General features: G+C 62.2%; 17 protein-coding genes. 5 read left to right on the forward strand and 12 right to left on the reverse strand.

From position 1 onward, the window contains the following. Positions 1-9 precede the first annotated feature (9 nt). A complete protein-coding gene (locus tag AACY08_RS06955) occupies positions 10-1,053 on the forward strand; it encodes a LacI family DNA-binding transcriptional regulator (protein WP_339468749.1) in 1,044 nt (347 codons plus the stop codon). On the opposite strand, the gene rtcA is transcribed toward AACY08_RS06955, so the two are convergent. The 3 genes from rtcA to AACY08_RS06970 are packed head-to-tail and all read right to left on the reverse strand — an operon-like array spanning position 1,050 to position 4,112. Next, positions 1,050-2,075 carry an RNA 3'-terminal phosphate cyclase gene (gene rtcA / locus AACY08_RS06960; protein ID WP_339468750.1) on the reverse strand — a complete coding sequence of 342 codons (1,026 nt, stop codon included), beginning with the start codon at positions 2,073-2,075 and terminating at the stop codon, positions 1,050-1,052. The two genes, AACY08_RS06955 and rtcA, sit on opposite strands and share 4 nt — an antisense overlap. A gap of 8 nt (positions 2,076-2,083) precedes the next feature. Further along, on the reverse strand, positions 2,084-2,872 hold the full coding sequence (locus tag AACY08_RS06965) for a nucleotidyltransferase domain-containing protein (protein WP_339468751.1): 789 nt from the start codon (positions 2,870-2,872) through the stop codon (positions 2,084-2,086). Between the two features lie 13 nt (positions 2,873-2,885). Beyond that, complete coding sequence (locus tag AACY08_RS06970) at positions 2,886-4,112, reverse strand: RtcB family protein (protein ID WP_339468753.1); 1,227 nt, start codon at positions 4,110-4,112, stop codon at positions 2,886-2,888. 212 nt (positions 4,113-4,324) lie between these two features. Between AACY08_RS06970 and rtcR the strand changes: the two genes are divergently transcribed. Further along, positions 4,325-5,905, forward strand: coding sequence for an RNA repair transcriptional activator RtcR (gene rtcR / locus AACY08_RS06975; protein WP_339468754.1), 1,581 nt, complete (start codon positions 4,325-4,327; stop codon positions 5,903-5,905). Between the two features lie 262 nt (positions 5,906-6,167). Here rtcR and yghU read toward each other — a convergent pair whose 3' ends face one another. Both yghU and AACY08_RS06985 read right to left on the reverse strand, forming a co-directional pair. After that, the gene (gene yghU / locus AACY08_RS06980) at positions 6,168-7,001 is read right to left on the reverse strand and encodes a glutathione-dependent disulfide-bond oxidoreductase (RefSeq protein ID WP_339468755.1); all 834 of its coding nucleotides are present in this window, start codon (positions 6,999-7,001) and stop codon (positions 6,168-6,170) included. Positions 7,002-7,104: 103 nt separating this feature from the next. Further along, entirely contained in the window at positions 7,105-8,328 is a 1,224-nt protein-coding gene (locus tag AACY08_RS06985) for an MFS transporter (RefSeq protein ID WP_339468756.1), read from the reverse strand. Positions 8,329-8,393: 65 nt separating this feature from the next. On the opposite strand from AACY08_RS06985, the gene AACY08_RS06990 reads away from it, so the two are divergent. Together AACY08_RS06990 and AACY08_RS06995 are read left to right on the forward strand one after the other, a co-directional pair. Beyond that, positions 8,394-9,392, forward strand: coding sequence for an AraC family transcriptional regulator (locus AACY08_RS06990; protein WP_339469029.1), 999 nt, complete (start codon positions 8,394-8,396; stop codon positions 9,390-9,392). An 80-nt stretch (positions 9,393-9,472) separates the two neighbouring features. Continuing rightward, positions 9,473-10,069, forward strand: a complete 597-nt coding sequence (locus tag AACY08_RS06995; RefSeq protein WP_339468758.1) for a glutathione S-transferase family protein — start codon at positions 9,473-9,475, stop codon at positions 10,067-10,069. A gap of 64 nt (positions 10,070-10,133) precedes the next feature. Here the strand turns inward: AACY08_RS06995 and AACY08_RS07000 are convergent, their stop codons facing one another. Then, a complete protein-coding gene (locus AACY08_RS07000; protein WP_339468759.1) occupies positions 10,134-10,901 on the reverse strand; it encodes an SDR family NAD(P)-dependent oxidoreductase in 768 nt (255 codons plus the stop codon). A gap of 136 nt (positions 10,902-11,037) precedes the next feature. On the opposite strand from AACY08_RS07000, the gene AACY08_RS07005 reads away from it, so the two are divergent. Further along, positions 11,038-12,186: an aldose epimerase family protein gene (locus tag AACY08_RS07005; RefSeq protein ID WP_339468760.1), complete on the forward strand. Its 1,149-nt coding sequence runs from the start codon at positions 11,038-11,040 to the stop codon at positions 12,184-12,186. Between the two features lie 54 nt (positions 12,187-12,240). Here the strand turns inward: AACY08_RS07005 and araH are convergent, their stop codons facing one another. The 6 genes from araH to araD1 all read right to left on the reverse strand — a co-directional run bounded on the left by araH (position 12,241) and on the right by araD1 (position 19,327). Beyond that, entirely contained in the window at positions 12,241-13,209 is a 969-nt protein-coding gene (gene araH / locus AACY08_RS07010) for an L-arabinose ABC transporter permease AraH (RefSeq protein ID WP_339468761.1), read from the reverse strand. Positions 13,210-13,218: 9 nt separating this feature from the next. Further along, a complete protein-coding gene (gene araG, locus AACY08_RS07015) occupies positions 13,219-14,751 on the reverse strand; it encodes an L-arabinose ABC transporter ATP-binding protein AraG (protein WP_339468762.1) in 1,533 nt (510 codons plus the stop codon). Positions 14,752-14,814: 63 nt separating this feature from the next. Beyond that, on the reverse strand, positions 14,815-15,819 hold the full coding sequence (locus AACY08_RS07020; RefSeq protein WP_339419328.1) for a substrate-binding domain-containing protein: 1,005 nt from the start codon (positions 15,817-15,819) through the stop codon (positions 14,815-14,817). Between the two features lie 37 nt (positions 15,820-15,856). Then, positions 15,857-16,720: an SMP-30/gluconolactonase/LRE family protein gene (locus AACY08_RS07025; protein WP_339468763.1), complete on the reverse strand. Its 864-nt coding sequence runs from the start codon at positions 16,718-16,720 to the stop codon at positions 15,857-15,859. 25 nt (positions 16,721-16,745) lie between these two features. Continuing rightward, the gene (locus AACY08_RS07030) at positions 16,746-18,326 is read right to left on the reverse strand and encodes an aldehyde dehydrogenase (NADP(+)) (RefSeq protein ID WP_339468764.1); all 1,581 of its coding nucleotides are present in this window, start codon (positions 18,324-18,326) and stop codon (positions 16,746-16,748) included. A gap of 11 nt (positions 18,327-18,337) precedes the next feature. Further along, the gene (gene araD1 / locus AACY08_RS07035; RefSeq protein WP_339468765.1) at positions 18,338-19,327 is read right to left on the reverse strand and encodes an AraD1 family protein; all 990 of its coding nucleotides are present in this window, start codon (positions 19,325-19,327) and stop codon (positions 18,338-18,340) included. Between the last annotated feature and the right edge of the window lie 5 nt (positions 19,328-19,332).

Below are 19,332 nucleotides of genomic sequence, written 5' to 3' on the forward strand. Positions count from 1 at the left end.
GGGCTTGTCATGAACAACAATAAACGCCCAACCATTGCCACCGTTGCCGCCAAGGCCGGGCTGAGTGTGGCCACCGTCGACCGCGTATTGAATGCCCGTGCGCCGGTCAATCCCGACACCGCCGAACAGGTGTTCCAGGCCGCCGAAGCCGTGGGTTACTTTGCCGCGCGGCTGATTGGCCAGCGCATTCGCGAACGTCGCCCGACCTACCGCCTAGGCATCCTGTTGCTGGGCACCGCCCAGGCGTTCTACGCCAACCTGGCCCATGCCATCGGCGATGCAGCCGAGCAGCATGCCGGTGCCAACCTTACGTGCCAGTTCGAATACATCATCGATCGCACGCCCAGCGCCATCGTCGCGCAAATCGAACAGTTGGCCGTGCAGTGCGATAGCCTCGCGGTGGTCAGTTTTGCCCACCCACTGATCAACGCCTGCCTGGCGCAGATCCGCGCAGCCGGCGTGCCGGTGGTCGCCCTGCTTTCGGATATCCACGAACACGCCGATGAGCCCTATGTGGGCCAGGACAACCACGTGGTTGGCCGCACCATGGGCTGGTTGCTCGCCCGCACGTGCGGCGCACGCAAAGGCAGCGTGGGGATCTTGCTCGGCGGCCACCGCTTTCTCGGCCACCAGGCACGGGTCGAAGGCCTGCACAGCTACCTCGCCGAGCACGCGCCGGGGCTCAAGCCGTTGGAGCCGCTGATCAACCTGGATAACTGCGACATCACCGAAGAAGCCACCCTCGACTTGATCAGCCGTCACAGCGACCTGCGCGGGCTGTGCGTGGTGGGCGGCGGCGGTGACGGCATCATCAGTGCCCTGGCACAACTGCCCAAACGACCAGCGCTGTGTTGCATTTTGCAGGAGTCGACCGAGCTGTCGCGCCAGGCGTTGAGCCAGGGTTTGATTGACGTGGTGATGGACTCGCAGCCAGGGCGGACGGCCGTGGCATTGGTGGCGTTGATGGTGGCGTTGCAGAGCGCCGAGGGGTTCGATCCGGTGCGGCATCGGGTGTATATACCGCCGCAGATTGTGACGTCGGAGAATCTCTAGCGCGCTCGGCACTCGACCTTCAAGCCGCCCGCCTCCAGCACGTGACTCTCGATCACCACGGGCAGGAAGCGCTGGATCACCAGCATGTTGCTGTGCAAATGCTCGCTCATGTGCGGCGTGGTGAAACGGCCGCCACCCGCCAGTGCCATTGGCAACAGCAACTGATCGGCCAGGTGTTCGCCTACTGCCGTGTCGGTGCCTCGCCACTCACTGGCCTGGTCGATAGCCTGGTCGGCCACAGTTTCGGCGCGCACCTTGGCCATGCCAAAGGCACTGAATATTTCGGTGACGTGCTCGTGGACGTACTCCAGCATCAGCACATTACCTGGGCCCTGTTCCGGGTCAATCTCGACCGGGAACAGTTGCGTGTCAGCAAACGATAGACGCTGGCGCACGCGCTTGAACTGGCGCTCGGTCACTTGGGCGGGCAACCCTGCGTTAAGGGTTACCGCGCGGGCTTCGAGCAGTTTTCCACGCTGCATCAACTGCAGCGGCATCAGCTCGCTGGGTTGGATAAACGCCTCTAACTCACCCCCGCCAGCCGGTACAAACCCGTAGCGGTTCAGGCTCAATTCGATGCGCGCGCCCATACGCTGCAACAATGGAAGCCAGGCGCGCTGCAGGAAGTCCACCGGCGGTGCCAGCGGGTTATGGCTGCCGCCGCAGATCGTCACGCGGCTGGCCGTGGGTGCGCGCAGCAATGCCGGCAACAAGGTCTGCAGCACCAGGGTGCAACTGCCGGCCGTGCCAATTGAAAACCGGTATTCGCCCCCTTGAATCGGCCCGGGTTCGAACACCAGTGTTTGCGAGCCCAGTTCAGCCCCTTGCACCTTGGCACCACAGACCTGCGCCGCCGCCAGCACGGCAGTCAGGTGTTGACGCATCAAGCCTGGCCGACTGCGCTTGGCGCGGATGTTTTTGATGCGCAGGGTCAACCCGGTCACCATCGACAGGCTGAGCCCGCTGCGCAGTACCTGGCCACCGCCGATGGCGCCGTCGAGTTCAATCAGGTCCTGTTTCATATTTATCCTTAAGCAAAGCGTGTGACCGTGCCCCGCAGGTAGTGGTCCAGTTGTTGGGAGTCTTCATGGGTGCGTGGCAATACCGGCACTTCGCGTTCCAGTTCACGCTGTATGTAGGCGTGTAACGCCGGGCGCCGTGGCCCGTAGGCCGCTTCCCCGGCATTGCGTTTCAACACCAGCAGGGTTGCGACCTCATCGAGCAGTTGTGCGTCATCCACTGTGCCCAACAAATCGGCGAAGGTCATCGGCGGCCGCCCCAGCCCCAGGTCGATCCAACGCACTGCCAGCAACGGCCGCAGCACGTAGAAGTACTTCTTGAACCGCACCGTGTCGCCTTGCAGATAGCCGCGAAAGTTCTTCTTGGCCATCGACAGATAATGATTGCGCGCCGCCGGCGGGCTGTAGAACGCCTCGGCCAGCACACGCAATTGCGCCGTGGCCTCGGCCTCCTGGCGATACACCAGCGGCGAATCAAGCCATTCCAGCAGCGTGGGGTTGGATTTGCGCAACAGGCCCAAGGTCTTGCGCAACTCCCAGCCGCTCACATCCAGCTCGTCATCCAATGGGCGTTCGATCACGTCGCGCGGCGTATCCACTTGCATGAACCAGTCAGGTTTTTCCACGTAGACAAAACGCACATCGTAGTCGCTGTCGGTGGAGGCAAAACCCCAGGCCCGGCTGCCGGATTCGCAGGCATACAGTACCGTCACATTGCGCTCACGCTCTATGCGCTCCAACTCCTCCAGCACCCGCGCGCGCATGGCGTCGTTCAATGGGTGGCGCTCTTCCCTTTCCATCTCTATTCCCCTCTTATCCTTTGACGCACACCACTTGACGCAAGGTGTGCAGCACTTCCACCAGCTCGCGCTGGGCGTGCATGACGTGGTCGATGTCCTTGTAGGCCATCGGAATTTCATCGATCACATCGGCGTCCTTGCGGCACTCAACATGGGCCGTCGCGCGGATCTGGTCGGCCAGGGTGAAGGTGTTCTTCGCCTTGGTACGGCTCATGGTGCGGCCGGCGCCGTGGCTGCACGAGCAGAACGACTCTTCGTTGCCCAGTCCACGCACGATGAAGCTTTTGGCACCCATGGAGCCCGGAATAATCCCCAGCTCGCCCTTCTTCGCCGACACCGCGCCCTTGCGCGTCACCAGGATGTCTTCGCCAAAGTGCCGCTCTTTCTGCACGTAGTTGTGATGACAGTTCACCGCTTCCAGCGCCACCTCAAACGGCTTGCTGATCACCTGGCGTGTGGCCTGGACCACCGCGCGCATCATCAACTCGCGGTTCTGCCGGGCGAAATCCTGAGCCCAGCCCACCGCTTCCACGTAGTCATCGAAGTGCTGGCTGCCCTCTTCGAAATACGCCAGGTCGCGGTCCGGCAAATTCGCCAGGTGTTGCTGCATATCCGCCTGGGCCAACTGGATAAACAAGTTGCCGATGGCGTTACCCACGCCACGCGAACCGCTGTGCAACATGAACCAGACACGGTTGGCTTCATCCAGGCACACCTCGACAAAGTGGTTGCCGCCACCCAGGGTGCCGAGGTGCTGGCGGTGGTTGCTGCGTTCCAGTTGCGGGTACTTGTCGGTAATCGCCTTGAAACGTGGGTGCAACGCCGTCCATGCCTGATCAGCCTGGGCCGGCACATCTTCCCATGCACCTTTGTCACGGCCTTTACGGCTGCGAGTGCGGCCATGGGGTACGGCTGCCTCGATGGCGCAACGCAGGCCGTGGAGGTTGTCGGGTAAGTCGCTGGCGGTCAGCGTGGTACGCGCGGCGATCATGCCGCAGCCAATATCCACGCCCACCGCTGCCGGGATGATTGCGCCCACGGTGGGGATTACGCTGCCGATGGTCGAACCCTTGCCCAAGTGCACATCCGGCATCACCGCAAGGTGCTTGAAGATAAACGGCATCTTGGCGGTATTCATCAGTTGCTGGCGGGCCTCGGGCTCGACGGGCACGCCCTGGGTCCAGAGTTTGATCGGCTTGCCGTCGGCGACTTCCAGCAGTTGGTAGGTTTTCTCTTGCATGATCTCAATTCTTTTTTGAAAGCCGGCTCTGCGGCGTTGATAGCGACATAGCAGCGGGCGTGCCAGTTTTTTAAAAGTCGTTCTAAAAATACCTATCTATTTGTTTTATATCGTTATTTTTAACAATCGATCACTCACACCTAAAAAACCCATGACAAGCTGATCGTCAACTTCATATCCTCACATATCGTTACTTATATTTTGGTCTAGCCATGAAACACAAGCGCACCGTCGCCATCGGGTTTATCGGCTCCAAGCTGGATCGTGTCGGCAAGGGCGCCAACCGCTGGAATCACTGGCGTCCCAGCGTCGGCCTGTGCCAGCAGGACAACCTGCAGATTGATCGCCTGGAGCTGATCCACGACATCGACGCCCGTGACGTCAGCCTCGCCGAGCGGGTGCGCGCCGATGTCCAGCAGATCTCGCCCCACACCGAGGTGCGCCTGCACCCCATGCCGCTGAACAACCCCTGGGATTTCGAAGAGGTCTACGGCGCGCTGCACGACTTCACCACCGACTACCGCTTCGACACCGAACACGAGGACTACCTGGTCCACATCACGACCGGTACGCACGTGGCGCAGATTTGCTGGTTCCTGCTGACCGAGGCGCGCAACCTGCCCGCGCGGCTGATCCAGACCGCGCCCATGCGCCGAGTTGACGACACCGCGCCCGCCACCGGCACCCACACCCTGATCGATCTCGACCTGTCGCGCTACGACCGCATCGCCTCACGCTTCGCCCACCAGCGCCTGGAAGGCCTGGCGTTTCTCAAGTCGGGGATCGCCACGCGCAACAGCGCGTTCAACGCCTCCATCGAGCAGATCGAACGCGTGGCCGTGCGCTCCACGGCGCCGATGCTGCTGATCGGACCCACGGGCGCGGGTAAGTCGTTTCTCGCCCGCCGCATCTACGAACTCAAGCGCAGCCGCCATCAAGTGCAAGGGCGCTTCGTGGAAGTCAACTGCGCCACCCTGCGCGGCGATGGTGCTATGTCGGCGTTGTTCGGCCATACCAAGGGCGCCTTCACCGGCGCACAAAACGCGCGCGACGGTCTGCTGCGCGCGGCGGATGGCGGCATGTTGTTCCTTGATGAAATCGGCGAACTGGGCCCTGATGAACAGGCGATGCTGCTTAAAGCCATCGAAGAAAAGCGCTTCTACCCCATGGGCGCCGACCACGAAGTGGCCAGCGACTTCCTGATCATCGCCGGCACCCATCGCGACCTGCGCGGGCGCGTGGCCGAAGGGCTGTTCCGCGAAGACCTGTACGCGCGCATCAACCTGTGGACCTTCGATCTGCCGGGCTTGGCGGGCAGGCGCGAAGACATCGAGCCCAATATCGATTTCGAGCTGGAGCGCCACGCCCGCGAGCAAGGCCGCCGCGTGCGCTTCAACCTCGAAGCGCGCCGCCGCTACCTGGCGTTCGCCTGTTCCAGCGAAGCGGCGTGGCTGGGTAACTTTCGCGAGCTGTCTGCGTCGATCACCCGCATGGCGACCTTGGCCGACAGCGGGCGTATCGATGAGGCCCAGGCCGAAGAAGAAATCCAACGCCTGCGCTACGCCTGGGGGCTGTCCGAGCCGCACACCCTGCTGCCCGCCGACCTGGACCTGTTCGACCAGTTGCAACTCAAGGCCGTAATCGAGGTGTGCCTGCAATCCGACAGCCTGTCCGACGCCGGCCGCCGCTTGTTCGGTGTATCGCGCCAGGCCAAGGCCCAGCCCAATGATGCGGATCGACTGCGTAAATACCTGGCGCGCTTTGCGATTGACTGGAAGCAGTTGAAGCCCTAGCTCTGCGACCCGCTCAGTTGCCGGTCGACCAGACGGATCAGGCGATTAACGGCCCATTCAGTGATCGGGTTTAGTCGCCCGGATTCAGACAGGCGCATGGTCCGATGACGTTTTATGGCGGCTGTGCGCAGGGCGCCCTCCGGCGCGCCGGGTTCCTCGGCTGGCCGGTCGACTAACCTGCGTACAGCCGCCCCCCCGTATCTACACATTTTTAGCCATCCCCTGGCGTAGCAGCTCCCACATTTCTTACCGTGTCAGGCTTTTAATCCAGGTCGCTTGCAGAATGGCGCTCGGCCAACTGCTCCGCAGGCTCCCCGGATACCCGGTTCACCCTACGCCCCCGCTGCACCGCCGGCCGCGCTTCAATCGCATCCGCCCAGCGCAACACATGCGTGTACTCATGCACGGCCAAAAACTCCGCCGCGCCATACAAACGCCCTTTTACCAACCCGCCATACCAAGGCCAGATCGCGATATCGGCGATGGTGTACTCATCCCCGGCAATGTACTCACTCACCGCCAGGCGCCGATCCAATACATCCAGCTGACGCTTGGTCTCCATGGCAAACCGATTGATCGCATACTCCATCTTGCTCGGCGCATACGCATAGAAATGCCCGAAACCACCGCCCAGGTAAGGTGCGCTGCCCATCTGCCAGAACAACCACGACAGGCATTCCGCGCGCGCCGCAGGCTCAGTCGGGAAGAATGCGCCGAACTTTTCCGCCAGGTACTGCAAAATCGCGCCCGACTCAAACACACGAATCGGCGTGGCGCCACTGCGGTCCAGCAATGCCGGGATCTTGGAATTGGGATTGACCCCGACAAAGCCGCTGCCGAACTGGTCGCCGTCGCCGATCTTGATCAGCCAGGCATCGTATTCCGCCCCGCTGTGCCCCAGGGCCAGCAGCTCTTCCAGCAAGAGGGTGACCTTCTGCCCATTGGGCGTAGCCAGGGAATACAGCTGCAGCGGGTGCTCTCCCACCGGCAGCGCCTTGTCGTGGGTTGCCCCGGCAATCGGTCGGTTGATGCTGGCGAAAGTGCCGCCGCTTTCGGTGTCCCAGGTCCACACTTTCGGGGGTACGTACTCGGTCATGCTGACTGCTCCAGAGGCGTTTTCGATCGACGTAGTGCTCCAGACTAAACCAAACGTTGCTGGAGCGTCACACAGTGAATGCCGGCCCAGCCGCAAGGCCGGTTCAAAGATGCAGCGGTACGCCAGCGGCGCCATTGCGCGGCACGTGTACCCGTAGCGCAATCAACAAGGCTGCCAACAACATCAGTACCCCGGCGCCGAGAAACACACCGCCAATGCCACTGACACTGAACATCGCGCCCCCACCGGCCGCCCCCGCCGCGATGGCTGACTGCACCGAAGCCACGACCATGCCACCCGCACTTTCGGCTTGATCCGGCACGGCGCGAGCCACCCAGTTCGACCACGCCACGGGCACCCCGCCAAAGGCCATGCCCCACAGCGCCAGCAGCAGCGCCTGGCCGGGCAGAGAGGCAGGCAACAGCACCAGGGCGAGCGCCGCAACGCCGACCAATACCGGCATCAACACCAATGTGCCCCGTGGATAGCGCACCAGCAGCCAACCGGCCAGCAGCGTGCCGACGAAGTTTGCGGCGCCGAACCCCAGCAGCATCAAGGCCAGCCCTTGAGTCTGCACGCCCGTGGTGCTTTCCAGGAATGGCCGAATGTAGGTGAACAGCGCGAAGTGCGCGGTGTGTACCAATACGCAGGCAAACATGCCGATGGCGATGCCAGGGCGCAGCAGCACATCCAATACCGTGCGCAGCCGTGCACTGCCAGTGGGAGCCAGGCGTGGCAGCGTGAGCAGCTGGAACGCCAACGTCACCACGCCAACGGCGGCCGCAGCCACAAACGCACTGCGCCAGCCATACACATCGCCGAGGTAGCTGCCCAGCGGCACGGCAACCACCGTGCCCACCGCAATGCCACTGAATATGATCGACAGCGCACGGGGCAGCAACGCCGCCGGCACCAGGCGCATCGCCACTGCTGCCGCCATACTCCAGAAACCACCCAGGGCGACGCCCAGCAGGATGCGCATCAACAGCAGCACCGCCAGGCTCGAAGACAGCGCCACCAACAAGTTAGAAGCAATCATCAACGTGGAAAACCCCAGCAACACCACGCGCCGGTCGATCCCGCGCGTCAGGCCGGGCACCAGCAACCCGGCGAACAACGCCACCACCGCCGTCACCGTCACGGCCTGGCCGGCCAGGGCCTCCGACACCCCAAGGTCCATCGCCATCGGCGTCAACAGGCTGGCCGGCAGGTATTCTGCCGTCAACAACCCGAATACCCCCATGGCCAGGGAAAACACCGCCATCCAGGCCGGGGTAGCGGGCTCCGCCTTGGAACGGATAGAGGCTTGAGCTACACAATCATTCATCACACGACATCCTCAGGAAATTAGCGCGACCGCCAGTCTAGGTTCGCCAACCCGGATGATCTATGATGCAAACCCTTGAGTTTTTGACCGAAACCCCGAACATGACTGCACCGGCCCCGTTCAATCTGTCCTCCGACCTTATCGATGAACTGCTGCGCGGCATGCGCCTGCGCGGGGTGCAGTACCAGCGCATTCAGGCGGGACCCAGCTTCGGCATGGGCTTCGACGCCAAACCCGGGCACGCCTACTTCCACTTCCTCGCCGCCGGTGTGGTCACCCTGCGCACCGACGACGGCAACTTGTTTGAATTGTCGGCAGGCAATGCCGTGTTCATCTCCCACGGCGGCGCACATGCGCTGTTGTCCACGGCGGATGTCGCTGTGCAGGACATCAGCCGATTTGACGCCACCCCGCTGGGCGATACCGTCTGCGCCGTGGATGCATCGCCCGACACGCCCCCCAATACGTTGCTGTTCAGCGCCTGCATGGAGTTCGAAATCGGCAGTATTCAGGGGCTCGGCAGCCTGATGCCGGCCTTGATGCTGATCGATACCAAGGGCCAGCGCTACCCGGGCCTGATGCCGATCCTGGCGGTGATGGAGCGCGAAGTCGCCAGTGCTCGCGTCGGCTACTCGGGCATCCTCGCGCGCCTGGCCGATGTGGTGGCCGCCATGATCGTGCGGGGCTGGGTGGAATGCGCCTGCGGCAATGCATCGGGGCTGGTGGCAGCGTTGCGCGACGCACGGCTGGCCGGGGCCCTGCTTGCCCTGCATCAGCAACCAGGCCGCGATTGGAGCGTGGCCGAGTTGGCCGCGCACAGTCATACCTCCCGTTCGGTGTTCGCCGAACGCTTCCAAGCCACCCTGGGTCTTCCGCCGCTGCGCTACGTGACGCAATTGCGCATGCGCCTGGCCAGCCAATGGTTGACGCTGGAGCGCTTGCCCATCGAAGAAGTGGCGCTGCGCCTGGGCTATACCTCCCAGGCGGCGTTCAGTCGCGCATTCAAGCGCATCACCGGCCAGCCACCTGGAGCCAGCCGCCAGGGCTCCAGGAGCCCGGCATGAAACGGCGCCAAGCCATTGCGCAGGCTGATCCCGCGCCCTTACTCTCTTGAGCTCACCCCCTAGCAAGCAATGGAGGTTTCATGAAACTGATCGGCATGCTGGACTCGCCTTACGTACGCCGCGTGGCGATTTCCCTGGAGCTGTACGGCGTGGATTTCGTGCATGAACCGCTGTCGGTGTTTCGCACCTTCAACGAATTCGCGCAGATCAACCCGGTGGTCAAGGCCCCGACCCTGGTGCTGGACGATGGCACGGTGCTGATGGATTCCAGCCTGATCCTGGACTACCTGGAAACCCTCGCCCCGGCTGACAAAAAGCTGCTGCCCCCGCAGCCCGCCGCGCGCGCCCATGACTTGCATGTGCTTGGGCTGGCGCTGGCGGCCTGTGAGAAGAGCGTGCAGATCGTCTATGAGCACAACCTGCGCCCGGCCGAGAAACTGCATGCGCCGTGGCTGGAGCGTGTCACCGGGCAATTGCTGGCGGCTTATTCGCTGCTGGAAAAACAACTGCCTGAGAGTGAGGCGCTGACTCAGGCTTCGATTACAGCGGCGGTGGCCTGGTCGTTCAGCCAGTTAACCGTGGCGTCGGTGGTCAAAGCGGATGCGTTTCCCAACGTGAAGCGCCACGCCGAGCGCCTGGAGCAGCACCCGGCTTTCAAGCAGTACCCGATCGAATAAACACCATCGTCTCAAGCCCGCTGCCACCTTTGGCCTGCGTCGTTATGAAGTTAGCTAGCCCTGCCTAAACCCAGCCGCCATCCACAATAAAATTCTGCGCCGAACACATCGCCGACGCATCGGAAGCAAGAAACAACGCCATATTGGCGATGTGTTCCGGCAGCACACTGCCCGGCAAACACTGGCTGCGGCTGATCAGTTCCCTGGCGGCATCGTCGACCCACATCGCCAGTTGTTTCTCTGTCATCACCCAACCCGGCACCAGCGTGTTCACGCGGATGCGACTCGGCCCCAGTTCGCGAGCCAGCGCGCGGGTCATGCCGTGGGCGGCGGCCTTGCTGGCGGCGTACACCGGGTAGCCGGCGGAAGCCATCATCCAGCCGACCGAGCCGAGGTTGATGATCGCCCCGCCGCCCGCGCTTTTCATCATGGGCACCACGGCCTTGGCGGCGAAGAAAGCGTGTTTGAGGTTGACGGAGATCAGCCTGTCGAACATTTCCGAGTCGACTTCTTCCAGGGTGTGACGCACGTCATTGGCGGCGTTGTTCACCAGCACGGTGATCGGCCCCAGAGAGTGTTCGAAACGAGCGATGGCGGCTTTATAGGCAATCTCGTCGGTGATGTCGCAGTTCACGAACTCCACCGTGTGCCCGCGGGAACTGAGCAGCGCCGCGAGGCGTTCGCCCTGGCTTTGCGCGCGGTCGACAAAGCCCACCTTGGCGCCCTGGGCGGCGAAGGCCCGCACCATGAATTCGCCGATCCCTGAGGCACCTCCGGAGATCAGGACGGTTTTGCCTTCAAGGTCGGGATACACGGCGTGTTGAGTACTCATAACATCTTGCCTCGCTCAATTAGTCTTATTTTATTTTGCAAAAACGGCTTTTAAGGCTATAAATTCGCTGTCATAACGACAAAATATCGCTATTAGTAGAACTATTCCACTCAAAACAACAAAAGGAAGTTCGACCATGAAGCACCCTCGTTATCTGCTGTCAGGTCTCGCCATGTCCGTATTAATCGCCAGTGGCGGGGCTCACGCCGCAGGCCTCTCCAGTGAACACAAGCCTTTCGGTAAAACCAACGACGGCACCGCCGTCGAGCAGTACATCTTGCGCAACAGCCATGGCATGCAAGCCACGGTGATCACCTACGGCGGCGTGTTGCAGTCGCTGAAAGTGCCGGACAAAAACGGCAAGGTCGACGACGTGGTGCTGGGCTTTGACGACGTGCAAGGCTACCAAGCCGGCACGGCGTTTTTCGGCGCGACCATCGGGCGCTTCGGCAACCGCTTGGCCGGCGGTGCCTTTGAGCTCGACGGCAAGCGCTTCCAGGTGCCGCTCAACGATGGTCCCAACTCACTGCATGGCGGCGCCCAGGGCTTCGACAAACAGGTGTGGAAGGCCGCACAGGTCAAGGGCAAGGACTCGGTCGGCGTGACCCTCACCTACCTGTCCAAGGACGGTGAAATGGGCTTTCCCGGCAACCTGAAGACCGAGGTCACCTACAGCCTCAACGAGAAAAACGAACTGCACATCGACTACAAGGCCACCACCGACAAACCCACGGTGCTCAACCTTACCAACCACAGCTACTTCAACCTCGCCGGTGCGGGGAATGGTGACATTCTCAAGCAGGTCGCGACCCTGCATGCCAGCCATTACACGCCGGTGAACGCCACCTTGATTCCAACCGGCGAAATCGCGCCGGTGAAAGGCACGCCGATGGACTTCCTGAAACCGACGCCGATCGGCCAGCACATCAAGGACGATCACCCGCAGCTCAAGTTCGCCGAGCCGAAACAGGGCGGGTTTGACTTCAACTGGGCACTCGATACCAAGGGTGACGTGAAACAGTTGGCTGCCCAAGTGCATGATCCTGAGTCGGGGCGGCGGTTGCAGCTCTACACCACAGAGCCCGGTGTGCAGTTCTATACCAGCAACTTCCTCGATGGTTCGGTGAAGGGCAAAGCGGGGAAGACGTATCTGCACTGGAGCGGTTTCACGTTGGAGACCCAGCATTTTCCGGATGCGCCTAATCAGCCGAAGTTTGCGTCTACCCGTTTGAATCCAGGGCAGACTTACACCCAAAACACTATCTTCAAGTTCTCCGCCGATTAAAACTGTGGGAGCTGGCTTGCCAGCTCCCACATTTGAGCTTCACATGGCAAGGGTTCAGCGTTGTTTCATGCGGTCGATGACCACCGCCAGCAGCAGGATCGAGCCGCGAATCACGTACTGATAAAACGTGTCGATGTTCTTCAGGTTCATCGCGTTCTCAATGATCGCCAAAATCAACACGCCGGCAATCACATGGCGAATCATGCCAACCCCACCACTCAACGACACCCCGCCCAACACACATGCCGAGATCACCGTCAGCTCAAAACCCTGGCCGATCATCGGCTGGCCGGAGGTCATGCGCGAGGCCAGGATCACCCCGGCCAGGGCGCCGATCACACCGTGCACGGCAAATATCAGGATCTTGGTGCGATCAACGTTTACACCCGCCAGCAACGCCGCTTCCGGGTTGCCGCCGATGGCCAAGGTGTTGCGCCCATAGGTGGTGTAATTGAGCAGCCAGCCGAAAAACACGAAGCACAGGATGGTAATCAGGATCGGCACCGGCACGCCCAGCAGTTGGCCGTTACCGAAGATAAAGAACTGCTCCTCGGACACCCCCACCGCCTTGCCGTTGGCGAAGATGTACGCCAGCCCGCGCACGATCTGCATGGTCGCCAGCGTGGTAATCAGCGCATTGACCCGCAGCTTGGCAATCACGATGCCATTGATCAGCCCCACAACCAGGCCCATCAGCAAGGCGGCGCCGATACCGAGCATGACGCTGTCGGTGTCGCGCATCACAATCGCCGCCACCACCCCGGCGCAGGCAATTACCGAGCCCACCGACAAGTCGAAGTGCCCCGACGCCAGGCAAAACAGCATGGTGCAGGCGGCGATGCCCACCGTGGAAATCGCCAGGCCCAGACCGCGCATGTTCAGCGGCGAGAGGAAGTTGTCGATGAGCAAGGCGCACAGCAGGAAGATGCCCACCGCGGCCATCAGCATCGCCCAGTTGTCGAGCAGTGCGCGCATGTCCAGGGGTTTGCGTGCCGAGGGCAACGCGTTGTCTTGGGTTGTCATAGTCGTCTCTCAGTTCGCCAGGCTGCGCGGCAAAGCCAGTTGCAGCAGGTTGGATTCAGTCGCGTGCTCGCGGGTTTGCTCACCCCGCAGTGCGCCTTCGCACAGCACCAGGATGCGGTCGGAGATGCCCATCACTTCCATCAGGTCGCTGGACACCACAATGACTGCAATGCCTTGGGCGGCGAGGTTATGGATGATCTGGTAGATCTCGGCCTTGGCGCCGATATCGATGCCACGGGTAGGCTCGTCCAGCAGCAGGACTTTCATCGGCATCGACAGCCAGCGGCCAAGAATGGCCTTCTGCTGATTGCCGCCGGACAGGTACATGATTTTCTGCGCCGCGTTGGGCGTTTTGACCTTCATCGCCTTGATTTGCTGGTCGGCGTTGCCCTTCTCCCACCCCTCGCGCAACAGCCAGCCGAACCGGGAGTGAGTGCCGCGTGCGCTGATATTGATGTTCTCGGCGACGCTGGACAGCGGAATGATGCCTTCCTTCTTGCGGTCTTCCGGGCACAGCAGCACGCCCGCGGCGATGGCATCGCGCGGTGAGCGCAGTTGCAGTGCTTGACCGCAGAGCTCCAGTTGACCGGCGCCCGCACGCTCCAAGCCGCTGAGCAGGCGGAACAACTCGGTACGCCCAGCCCCCACCAACCCGAACAAGCCGAGAATCTCGCCCTTGCGCACGTTGAAACTGATCGGCTCACGCAGGCCGGGGCCGAGCAGGCCATCGACCTTGAGCGCGACCTCGCCGTGCTCACGTGGGCGGTAGTCGTAAATGTCCTGGATATCGCGCCCGACCATGCAGGTCACCAACTGGTCATGGGTCAGCGCGCTCATGTCCTCGAAGGTGCGCACGTAGCGGCCATCCTTGAACACCGTGACCGCGTTGCAGATGCGGAACACTTCTTCCATGCGGTGCGACACGTAGAGCACCACTTTGCCCTCATCGCGCAGGCGCGTGATGATCGCCATCAAGCGGTCGATCTCCCGCGCCGACAGGCTGCTGGTGGGTTCATCAAACGCGATCACATGCGCACCACGGGACAACGCCTTGGCGATTTCCACCAGTTGGCGTTGGCCCAGGGACAGGCGGCCGAGCTTTTCATCCGGGTCGATTTCATCCGCCAGGCCCTTGAGGCAAGCCAAGGCCTGCTTGCGCAGCAGCGCCCGATTGACCACCCCAAAACGCGACGGCAAATGCCCGAGGAACAGGTTCTCGGCCACGGTCATTTCCGGCACCAGATGCAGCTCCTGGTGGATCACCGCCACGCCGCTGGCGATGCTGTCCGCCGCGTTCTTGAACGCCATGGTCTGCTCGCCGATTTGCAGCGTGCCGCTGTTGGGGATGTAGGCGCCGCCGAGGATCTTCAGCAGCGTCGACTTGCCCGCGCCGTTCTCGCCCATCAAGGCATGCACCTGCCCAGGGTGGGCGGTGAAGCTGATGCCATCCAGCGCCTTGACCGCGGGAAAGGTTTTACCGATGCCGTCAAAACGCAGACTGGCGCCGGCAGTGTGTTGTTGTTCATTGACTTGCGCGTGCATAACCACCTCATCACACCGATCAGGCAGCCCTGTTGCCGGGGCTGCCGAGGAAAGCGAACTGCCTTATTTCCACAGGCCGATCTTTTCCAGCTCCTGCTTGAAGTTTTCGCGGGTGATCAGGGTCACTTCGTCCATGGCGGTGTACTTCGGCGGCTCGGTGCCTTTGGTGACCCACTCGTACATCATCAGCGCGGTGTTGTAGCCCTCGATGTGCGGGCTAGGCAGCATCGAACCGAAGAAGCCGCTGTTGGCTTTCTTCAGTTCACCGATAGCGTCGGTGCCATTGATGCCGATGCCGATCACATTGGCGGCTTTGAAGCCGGCGCTTTCGGTCGCGCGTACGCCGCCGAGTACGGTGTTGTCGTTCATGCCACCGATGATCAGGTTTTTCGCGCCGCTGGGCAGCTTGACCAGCGCCGAGTTGGTGGCGTCCATGCTGCCTGGTACGTCGAGGGTTTTAAGCGCAGCGGTGAGAATATGGTCGTCAGGAATGCCGGCCTCTTTCAGGGACTGTATCGATCCGTCGGTGCGTTTTTTACCGGTGTCGAGCTCGTTGAAGGTGTTGATCACCGCATAGGTGTCCTTCCAGTCCCAGCCGCGTTTTTTAGCTTCGGCGGCCATGGCCGCCCCCTGCTTCTGGCCGACTTCAAACGCAGCCATACCCAGGTACGGCACGTCTTCCATGAAGGCGCCTTTGGCGTCGACGAAGCGGTCATCCACAGCAATCACTTTCAAGCCGTTGGCCTTGGCCTTGGCGACAATGGCCGGGCCCAGGGACACGTCCGGCGGGCAAATCACAAAGCCTTTGGCGCCGTTGGCCGCCAGGCTGTCGATAGCCGACAGGGTTTTTTCGCCGTCGGGCACGGCGATCTTGATCACGGTGAAGCCATGCTCCTTGCCGGCTTTTTCGGCAAAGGCCCATTCGGTCTGGAACCACGGTTCTTCAGCCTGCTTGACCAGAAAACCGATCTTCACTTCCTCAGCGGCCAGCAGCAGCCCGCTCAGGCTCATGGCCGAAACCGCCACAGCGGCGCAGCACAGGGAACGCAAACCTCGACGACGATTCATACAGGTGACTCCTTGTTGTTGTTTTTAAAATCGGGATTTAGCCGGCAAAGCGGTGACAGGGCTTGCCTGGCACGTCAACCTCAATGGCCAGCACGGCGCCGTCCAAAGGGTGATCCAACGGGCTGGCGGCACTGGTGATATAGAGGGTGGTGAGGTTCGGGCCGCCAAATACGCAACTGGTGGGGCGGCTCACGGGCAGCTCGATGATGCGGTCCACCTCACCACCAGGCGTGAGGCGCAGCAGGCAACTGCCGTCCCAGCGCGCGTTCCAGATATAGCCTTCGACGTCCATGGCCGAGCCGTCCGGCCCGCCACGTTCATGGGGGCCGAACCAGACGTGCGCGGGTTCGAGTTGCCCGTTCGGCAGAATCCCATGCCGGTACAGCGTGCCCTCCATGCTGTCGCCAAAATGCACGTGGCGGCCGTCATCGCTCCACAGCAAGGTGTTGGGAATGCCCAGGCCACTCAGCAACGGCGTGACCTGCGCATCGGCATCAATGCAAAACAGGCCGCCGGAGCGTCGGGTGATGGGCAGGTCTTCGCCCTGCTCGCCAATGTTGTTCTGCATAGTGCCCAGCCACAGACGGCCCTGGGCATCGCAGCGCGCTTCATTGCCACGATTGCCCGGTTGCGGGTCGGCCACACACATCAGGGTCAAGGCTTCGGTGACCAGGTCCAGGCGGTACACGCCGCTGCTCAAGGTCACCACAGCATCGCCGCTTTCACACGGGATAAACGCCGAGACATGCTCGGGCAATTGCCAGACCTGTAACTGCCCGTCCATCAGGCGCAATGCCTGTTTGCCGGCAATATTGACCCAGTACAGGGCCTGGGTGGGCACGTCCCAGAACGGGCCCTCCCCCAATTGCGCACGGTGCGCGGTGACGGCGCTCAGCGACATGAAACCTCCTGCTTCATTGTTGTTTTTACAGCGCGTCGCGTGAAGGCGTGCCATCCACGAGCCGCTGGATACGCAACGGGTTAGCGTTTTTCAACGCGTCGGGCAGCAGGCTATCAGGGTAATTCTGGAAGCACACCGGGCGCAGGAAACGGTCGATGGCCAGGGTACCGACCGAGGTGCCACGCGCATCGGAAGTCGCGGGGTACGGCCCGCCGTGCACCATCGAATCGCAGACTTCCACACCGGTCGGGTAGCCGTTGAGCAGGATGCGCCCGACTTTCTGTTCGAGCAGTGGCGTGAGTTCGGCGAACTGTTGCAGGTCGGCCGGCTCGCCAATGATCGTCGCCGTCAATTGACCGTGCAGGCCATGTAAGGCGGCGCTGAGTTGGGCCTGGTCGGCGACTTCGACAAATACCGTGGTGGGGCCGAACACTTCTTCCTGCAGCACTTCATCGCCGTCGATCAACAGGCGCACATCGGCCTTGAACAATTGCGGGTGTGCCTGGTTACCGGCCTGAGCGCTGCCCGCGAGGTGCTGGATGCCGGGGTGCGCCAGAAGTTTTTCCAGGCCTTTGCCGTAGCTGCCCAGGGTGCCGGCGTTGAGCATGGTCTGCGCCGGTTGATCACCGATCAGTTGCGCAACTTGTTGAGTAAACGCCGTGAATGCAGGCGAAGCGATACCGATCACCAGGCCTGGGTTGGTGCAGAACTGGCCGCAGCCTTGCACTACCGAGGCGGTCAGGTCACGAGCAACACTTTCAGCCCGTGCTGTGAGGGCCTGGGGCAGCACGATCACCGGGTTGATGCTCGACATTTCGGCAAACACAGGGATCGGCTGCGCACGTGCCGCGGCCATGTCGCACAAGGCACGCCCGCCCTTGAGCGAACCCGTGAAGCCTACGGCCTGGATCGCCGGGTGCTTGACCAGCGCTTCACCGACGCCACCGCCGAAGATCATATTGAACACGCCGGCCGGCATCTCGGTGCTTTCGGCCGCCCGAATGATCGCATCGGCCACCCGCTCGGCGGTCGCCATATGCCCACTATGGGCCTTGAAGACGACCGGGCAGCCCGCCGCCAGTGCGGCTGCGGTGTCGCCGCCCGCCGTGGAAAAGGCCAGGGGAAAGTTGCTCGCGCCGAACACCGCAACCGGCCCGAGGCCGATACGGTATTGGCGCAAATCCGGGCGAGGCATCGGCTGGCGATCCGGCAGCGCCTTGTCGATACGCGCGCCGTAGAAATCACCGCGACGCAGCACGGTCGCGAACAGGCGCATCTGGCCGCTGGTGCGCCCACGCTCGCCCTTGATACGCGCAGCCGGCAGCGCGGTTTCGCGGCAGACCAGCTCGACAAAGTCATCGCCCAACGCGTCCAGCTCATCGGCCACCGCGTCCAGGAACTGCGCGCGACGCGCCGCACTTATGGCACGGTACGCAGGGTAAGCCTGCGCGGCAGCCTTGGCGGCGGCGTCGACTTCTTCCGAGGTAGCCTGGTAGAAATCCTGGGGCAAGGCTTCGCCAGTGGCGGCGTCGACGCTTTGCAGTTTGACGCTGCCGTTGGCGCTGCGCTGGCCGCCGATGTAGTTGTGGCCGAGGAACTGGGTCATGGGGTTCTCCATTAAAGGGTGATGACGTGGCCGGGTTCGAATGCCGCATCGCTGTTGCCGACGCTGTTGATCAATGGCGCGCCGAACTCGGCTTGGCTGATCTCGAACACATCGCCCGGTTGAGTACGTATACCGTCGGCGAATGACAAGGTGGCGGTGCCGAAAAAGTGGACGTGCACATCGCCGGGCTTGAGGAACTGGCGGTATTTGAAGTGGTGATACTCGAGGTTTTCCAGGCTGTGGCACATATTGGCCTCGCCGCTGAGGAATTCGTTCCGCCAGATTTCCTTGCCGTTACGCAGGAGGCGGCTGGTACCCGCCAGGTGCTGGGGCAACTCGCCCACGCGCAGCTCCGGGCCGTAGCTGCAACTGCGCAGTTTGGAATGGGCCAGGTACAGGTAATTCTTGCGCTCCATGATGTGGTCGGAGAACTCGTTGCCCACCGCGAAACCCACACGGTAGGGCTTGCTGTCCGGGCCGATCACATACAGGCCGCCGATCTCCGGTTCTTCGCCGGCATCTTCGGCAAACGGTGGCACCGGGAAGGCGGCGCCTGGACGCACGACGATGCTGCCGTCACCTTTGTAGAACCACTCCGGTTGCACGCCCGCCTGACCCGCTGCTGGCTTGCCGCCCTCCACGCCCCATTTGAAGATGCGCATGGTGTCGGTCAGTGCAGTGTCATCGCCGGTCTGGTGCATTTTGTCCCGCGCCGAGGCGCTGCCCAGGTGGGTCAGGCCGGTACCGCTGATCAACATGTGCGCCGGGTCCGGGTGGTCCAGCGGCGGCAGGATCTTCAGCTCGGCCAGCAGTGCGGCGTAGTCGTGGCTATCGCCCAGACCGAGGCTGTTCACCTGTTGTGCCAGGCCGACGCCCGCTTCGATGGCGGCCAGGGCCAATTCGCGCACACTGCGCGACGTCTGGACTTCGCGCAGGCTGTCGCCCTCTACAACGCCGACCCGACGCTCGCCATTGCTTAATTCGAACTGAACTAAACGCATGAAAC

Origin of the sequence: Pseudomonas sp. EL_65y_Pfl1_R83, from assembly GCF_963970695.1 — a bacterium.
In the GTDB taxonomy this organism is placed as follows: Bacteria; Pseudomonadota; Gammaproteobacteria; order Pseudomonadales; family Pseudomonadaceae; genus Aquipseudomonas; species Aquipseudomonas tritici.

Coding starts and splice junctions, on each gene's coding strand:
- AACY08_RS06955 (WP_339468749.1), top strand. CDS start 10: ATGAACAACAATAAACGCCCAACCATTGCCACCGTTGCCGCCAAGGCC.
- rtcA (WP_339468750.1), bottom strand. CDS start 2,075: ATGAAACAGGACCTGATTGAACTCGACGGCGCCATCGGCGGTGGCCAG.
- AACY08_RS06965 (WP_339468751.1), bottom strand. CDS start 2,872: ATGGAAAGGGAAGAGCGCCACCCATTGAACGACGCCATGCGCGCGCGG.
- AACY08_RS06970 (WP_339468753.1), bottom strand. CDS start 4,112: ATGCAAGAGAAAACCTACCAACTGCTGGAAGTCGCCGACGGCAAGCCG.
- rtcR (WP_339468754.1), top strand. CDS start 4,325: ATGAAACACAAGCGCACCGTCGCCATCGGGTTTATCGGCTCCAAGCTG.
- yghU (WP_339468755.1), bottom strand. CDS start 7,001: ATGACCGAGTACGTACCCCCGAAAGTGTGGACCTGGGACACCGAAAGC.
- AACY08_RS06985 (WP_339468756.1), bottom strand. CDS start 8,328: ATGAATGATTGTGTAGCTCAAGCCTCTATCCGTTCCAAGGCGGAGCCC.
- AACY08_RS06990 (WP_339469029.1), top strand. CDS start 8,394: ATGCAAACCCTTGAGTTTTTGACCGAAACCCCGAACATGACTGCACCG.
- AACY08_RS06995 (WP_339468758.1), top strand. CDS start 9,473: ATGAAACTGATCGGCATGCTGGACTCGCCTTACGTACGCCGCGTGGCG.
- AACY08_RS07000 (WP_339468759.1), bottom strand. CDS start 10,901: ATGAGTACTCAACACGCCGTGTATCCCGACCTTGAAGGCAAAACCGTC.
- AACY08_RS07005 (WP_339468760.1), top strand. CDS start 11,038: ATGAAGCACCCTCGTTATCTGCTGTCAGGTCTCGCCATGTCCGTATTA.
- araH (WP_339468761.1), bottom strand. CDS start 13,209: ATGACAACCCAAGACAACGCGTTGCCCTCGGCACGCAAACCCCTGGAC.
- araG (WP_339468762.1), bottom strand. CDS start 14,751: ATGCACGCGCAAGTCAATGAACAACAACACACTGCCGGCGCCAGTCTG.
- AACY08_RS07020 (WP_339419328.1), bottom strand. CDS start 15,819: ATGAATCGTCGTCGAGGTTTGCGTTCCCTGTGCTGCGCCGCTGTGGCG.
- AACY08_RS07025 (WP_339468763.1), bottom strand. CDS start 16,720: ATGTCGCTGAGCGCCGTCACCGCGCACCGTGCGCAATTGGGGGAGGGC.
- AACY08_RS07030 (WP_339468764.1), bottom strand. CDS start 18,326: ATGACCCAGTTCCTCGGCCACAACTACATCGGCGGCCAGCGCAGCGCC.
- araD1 (WP_339468765.1), bottom strand. CDS start 19,327: ATGCGTTTAGTTCAGTTCGAATTAAGCAATGGCGAGCGTCGGGTCGGC.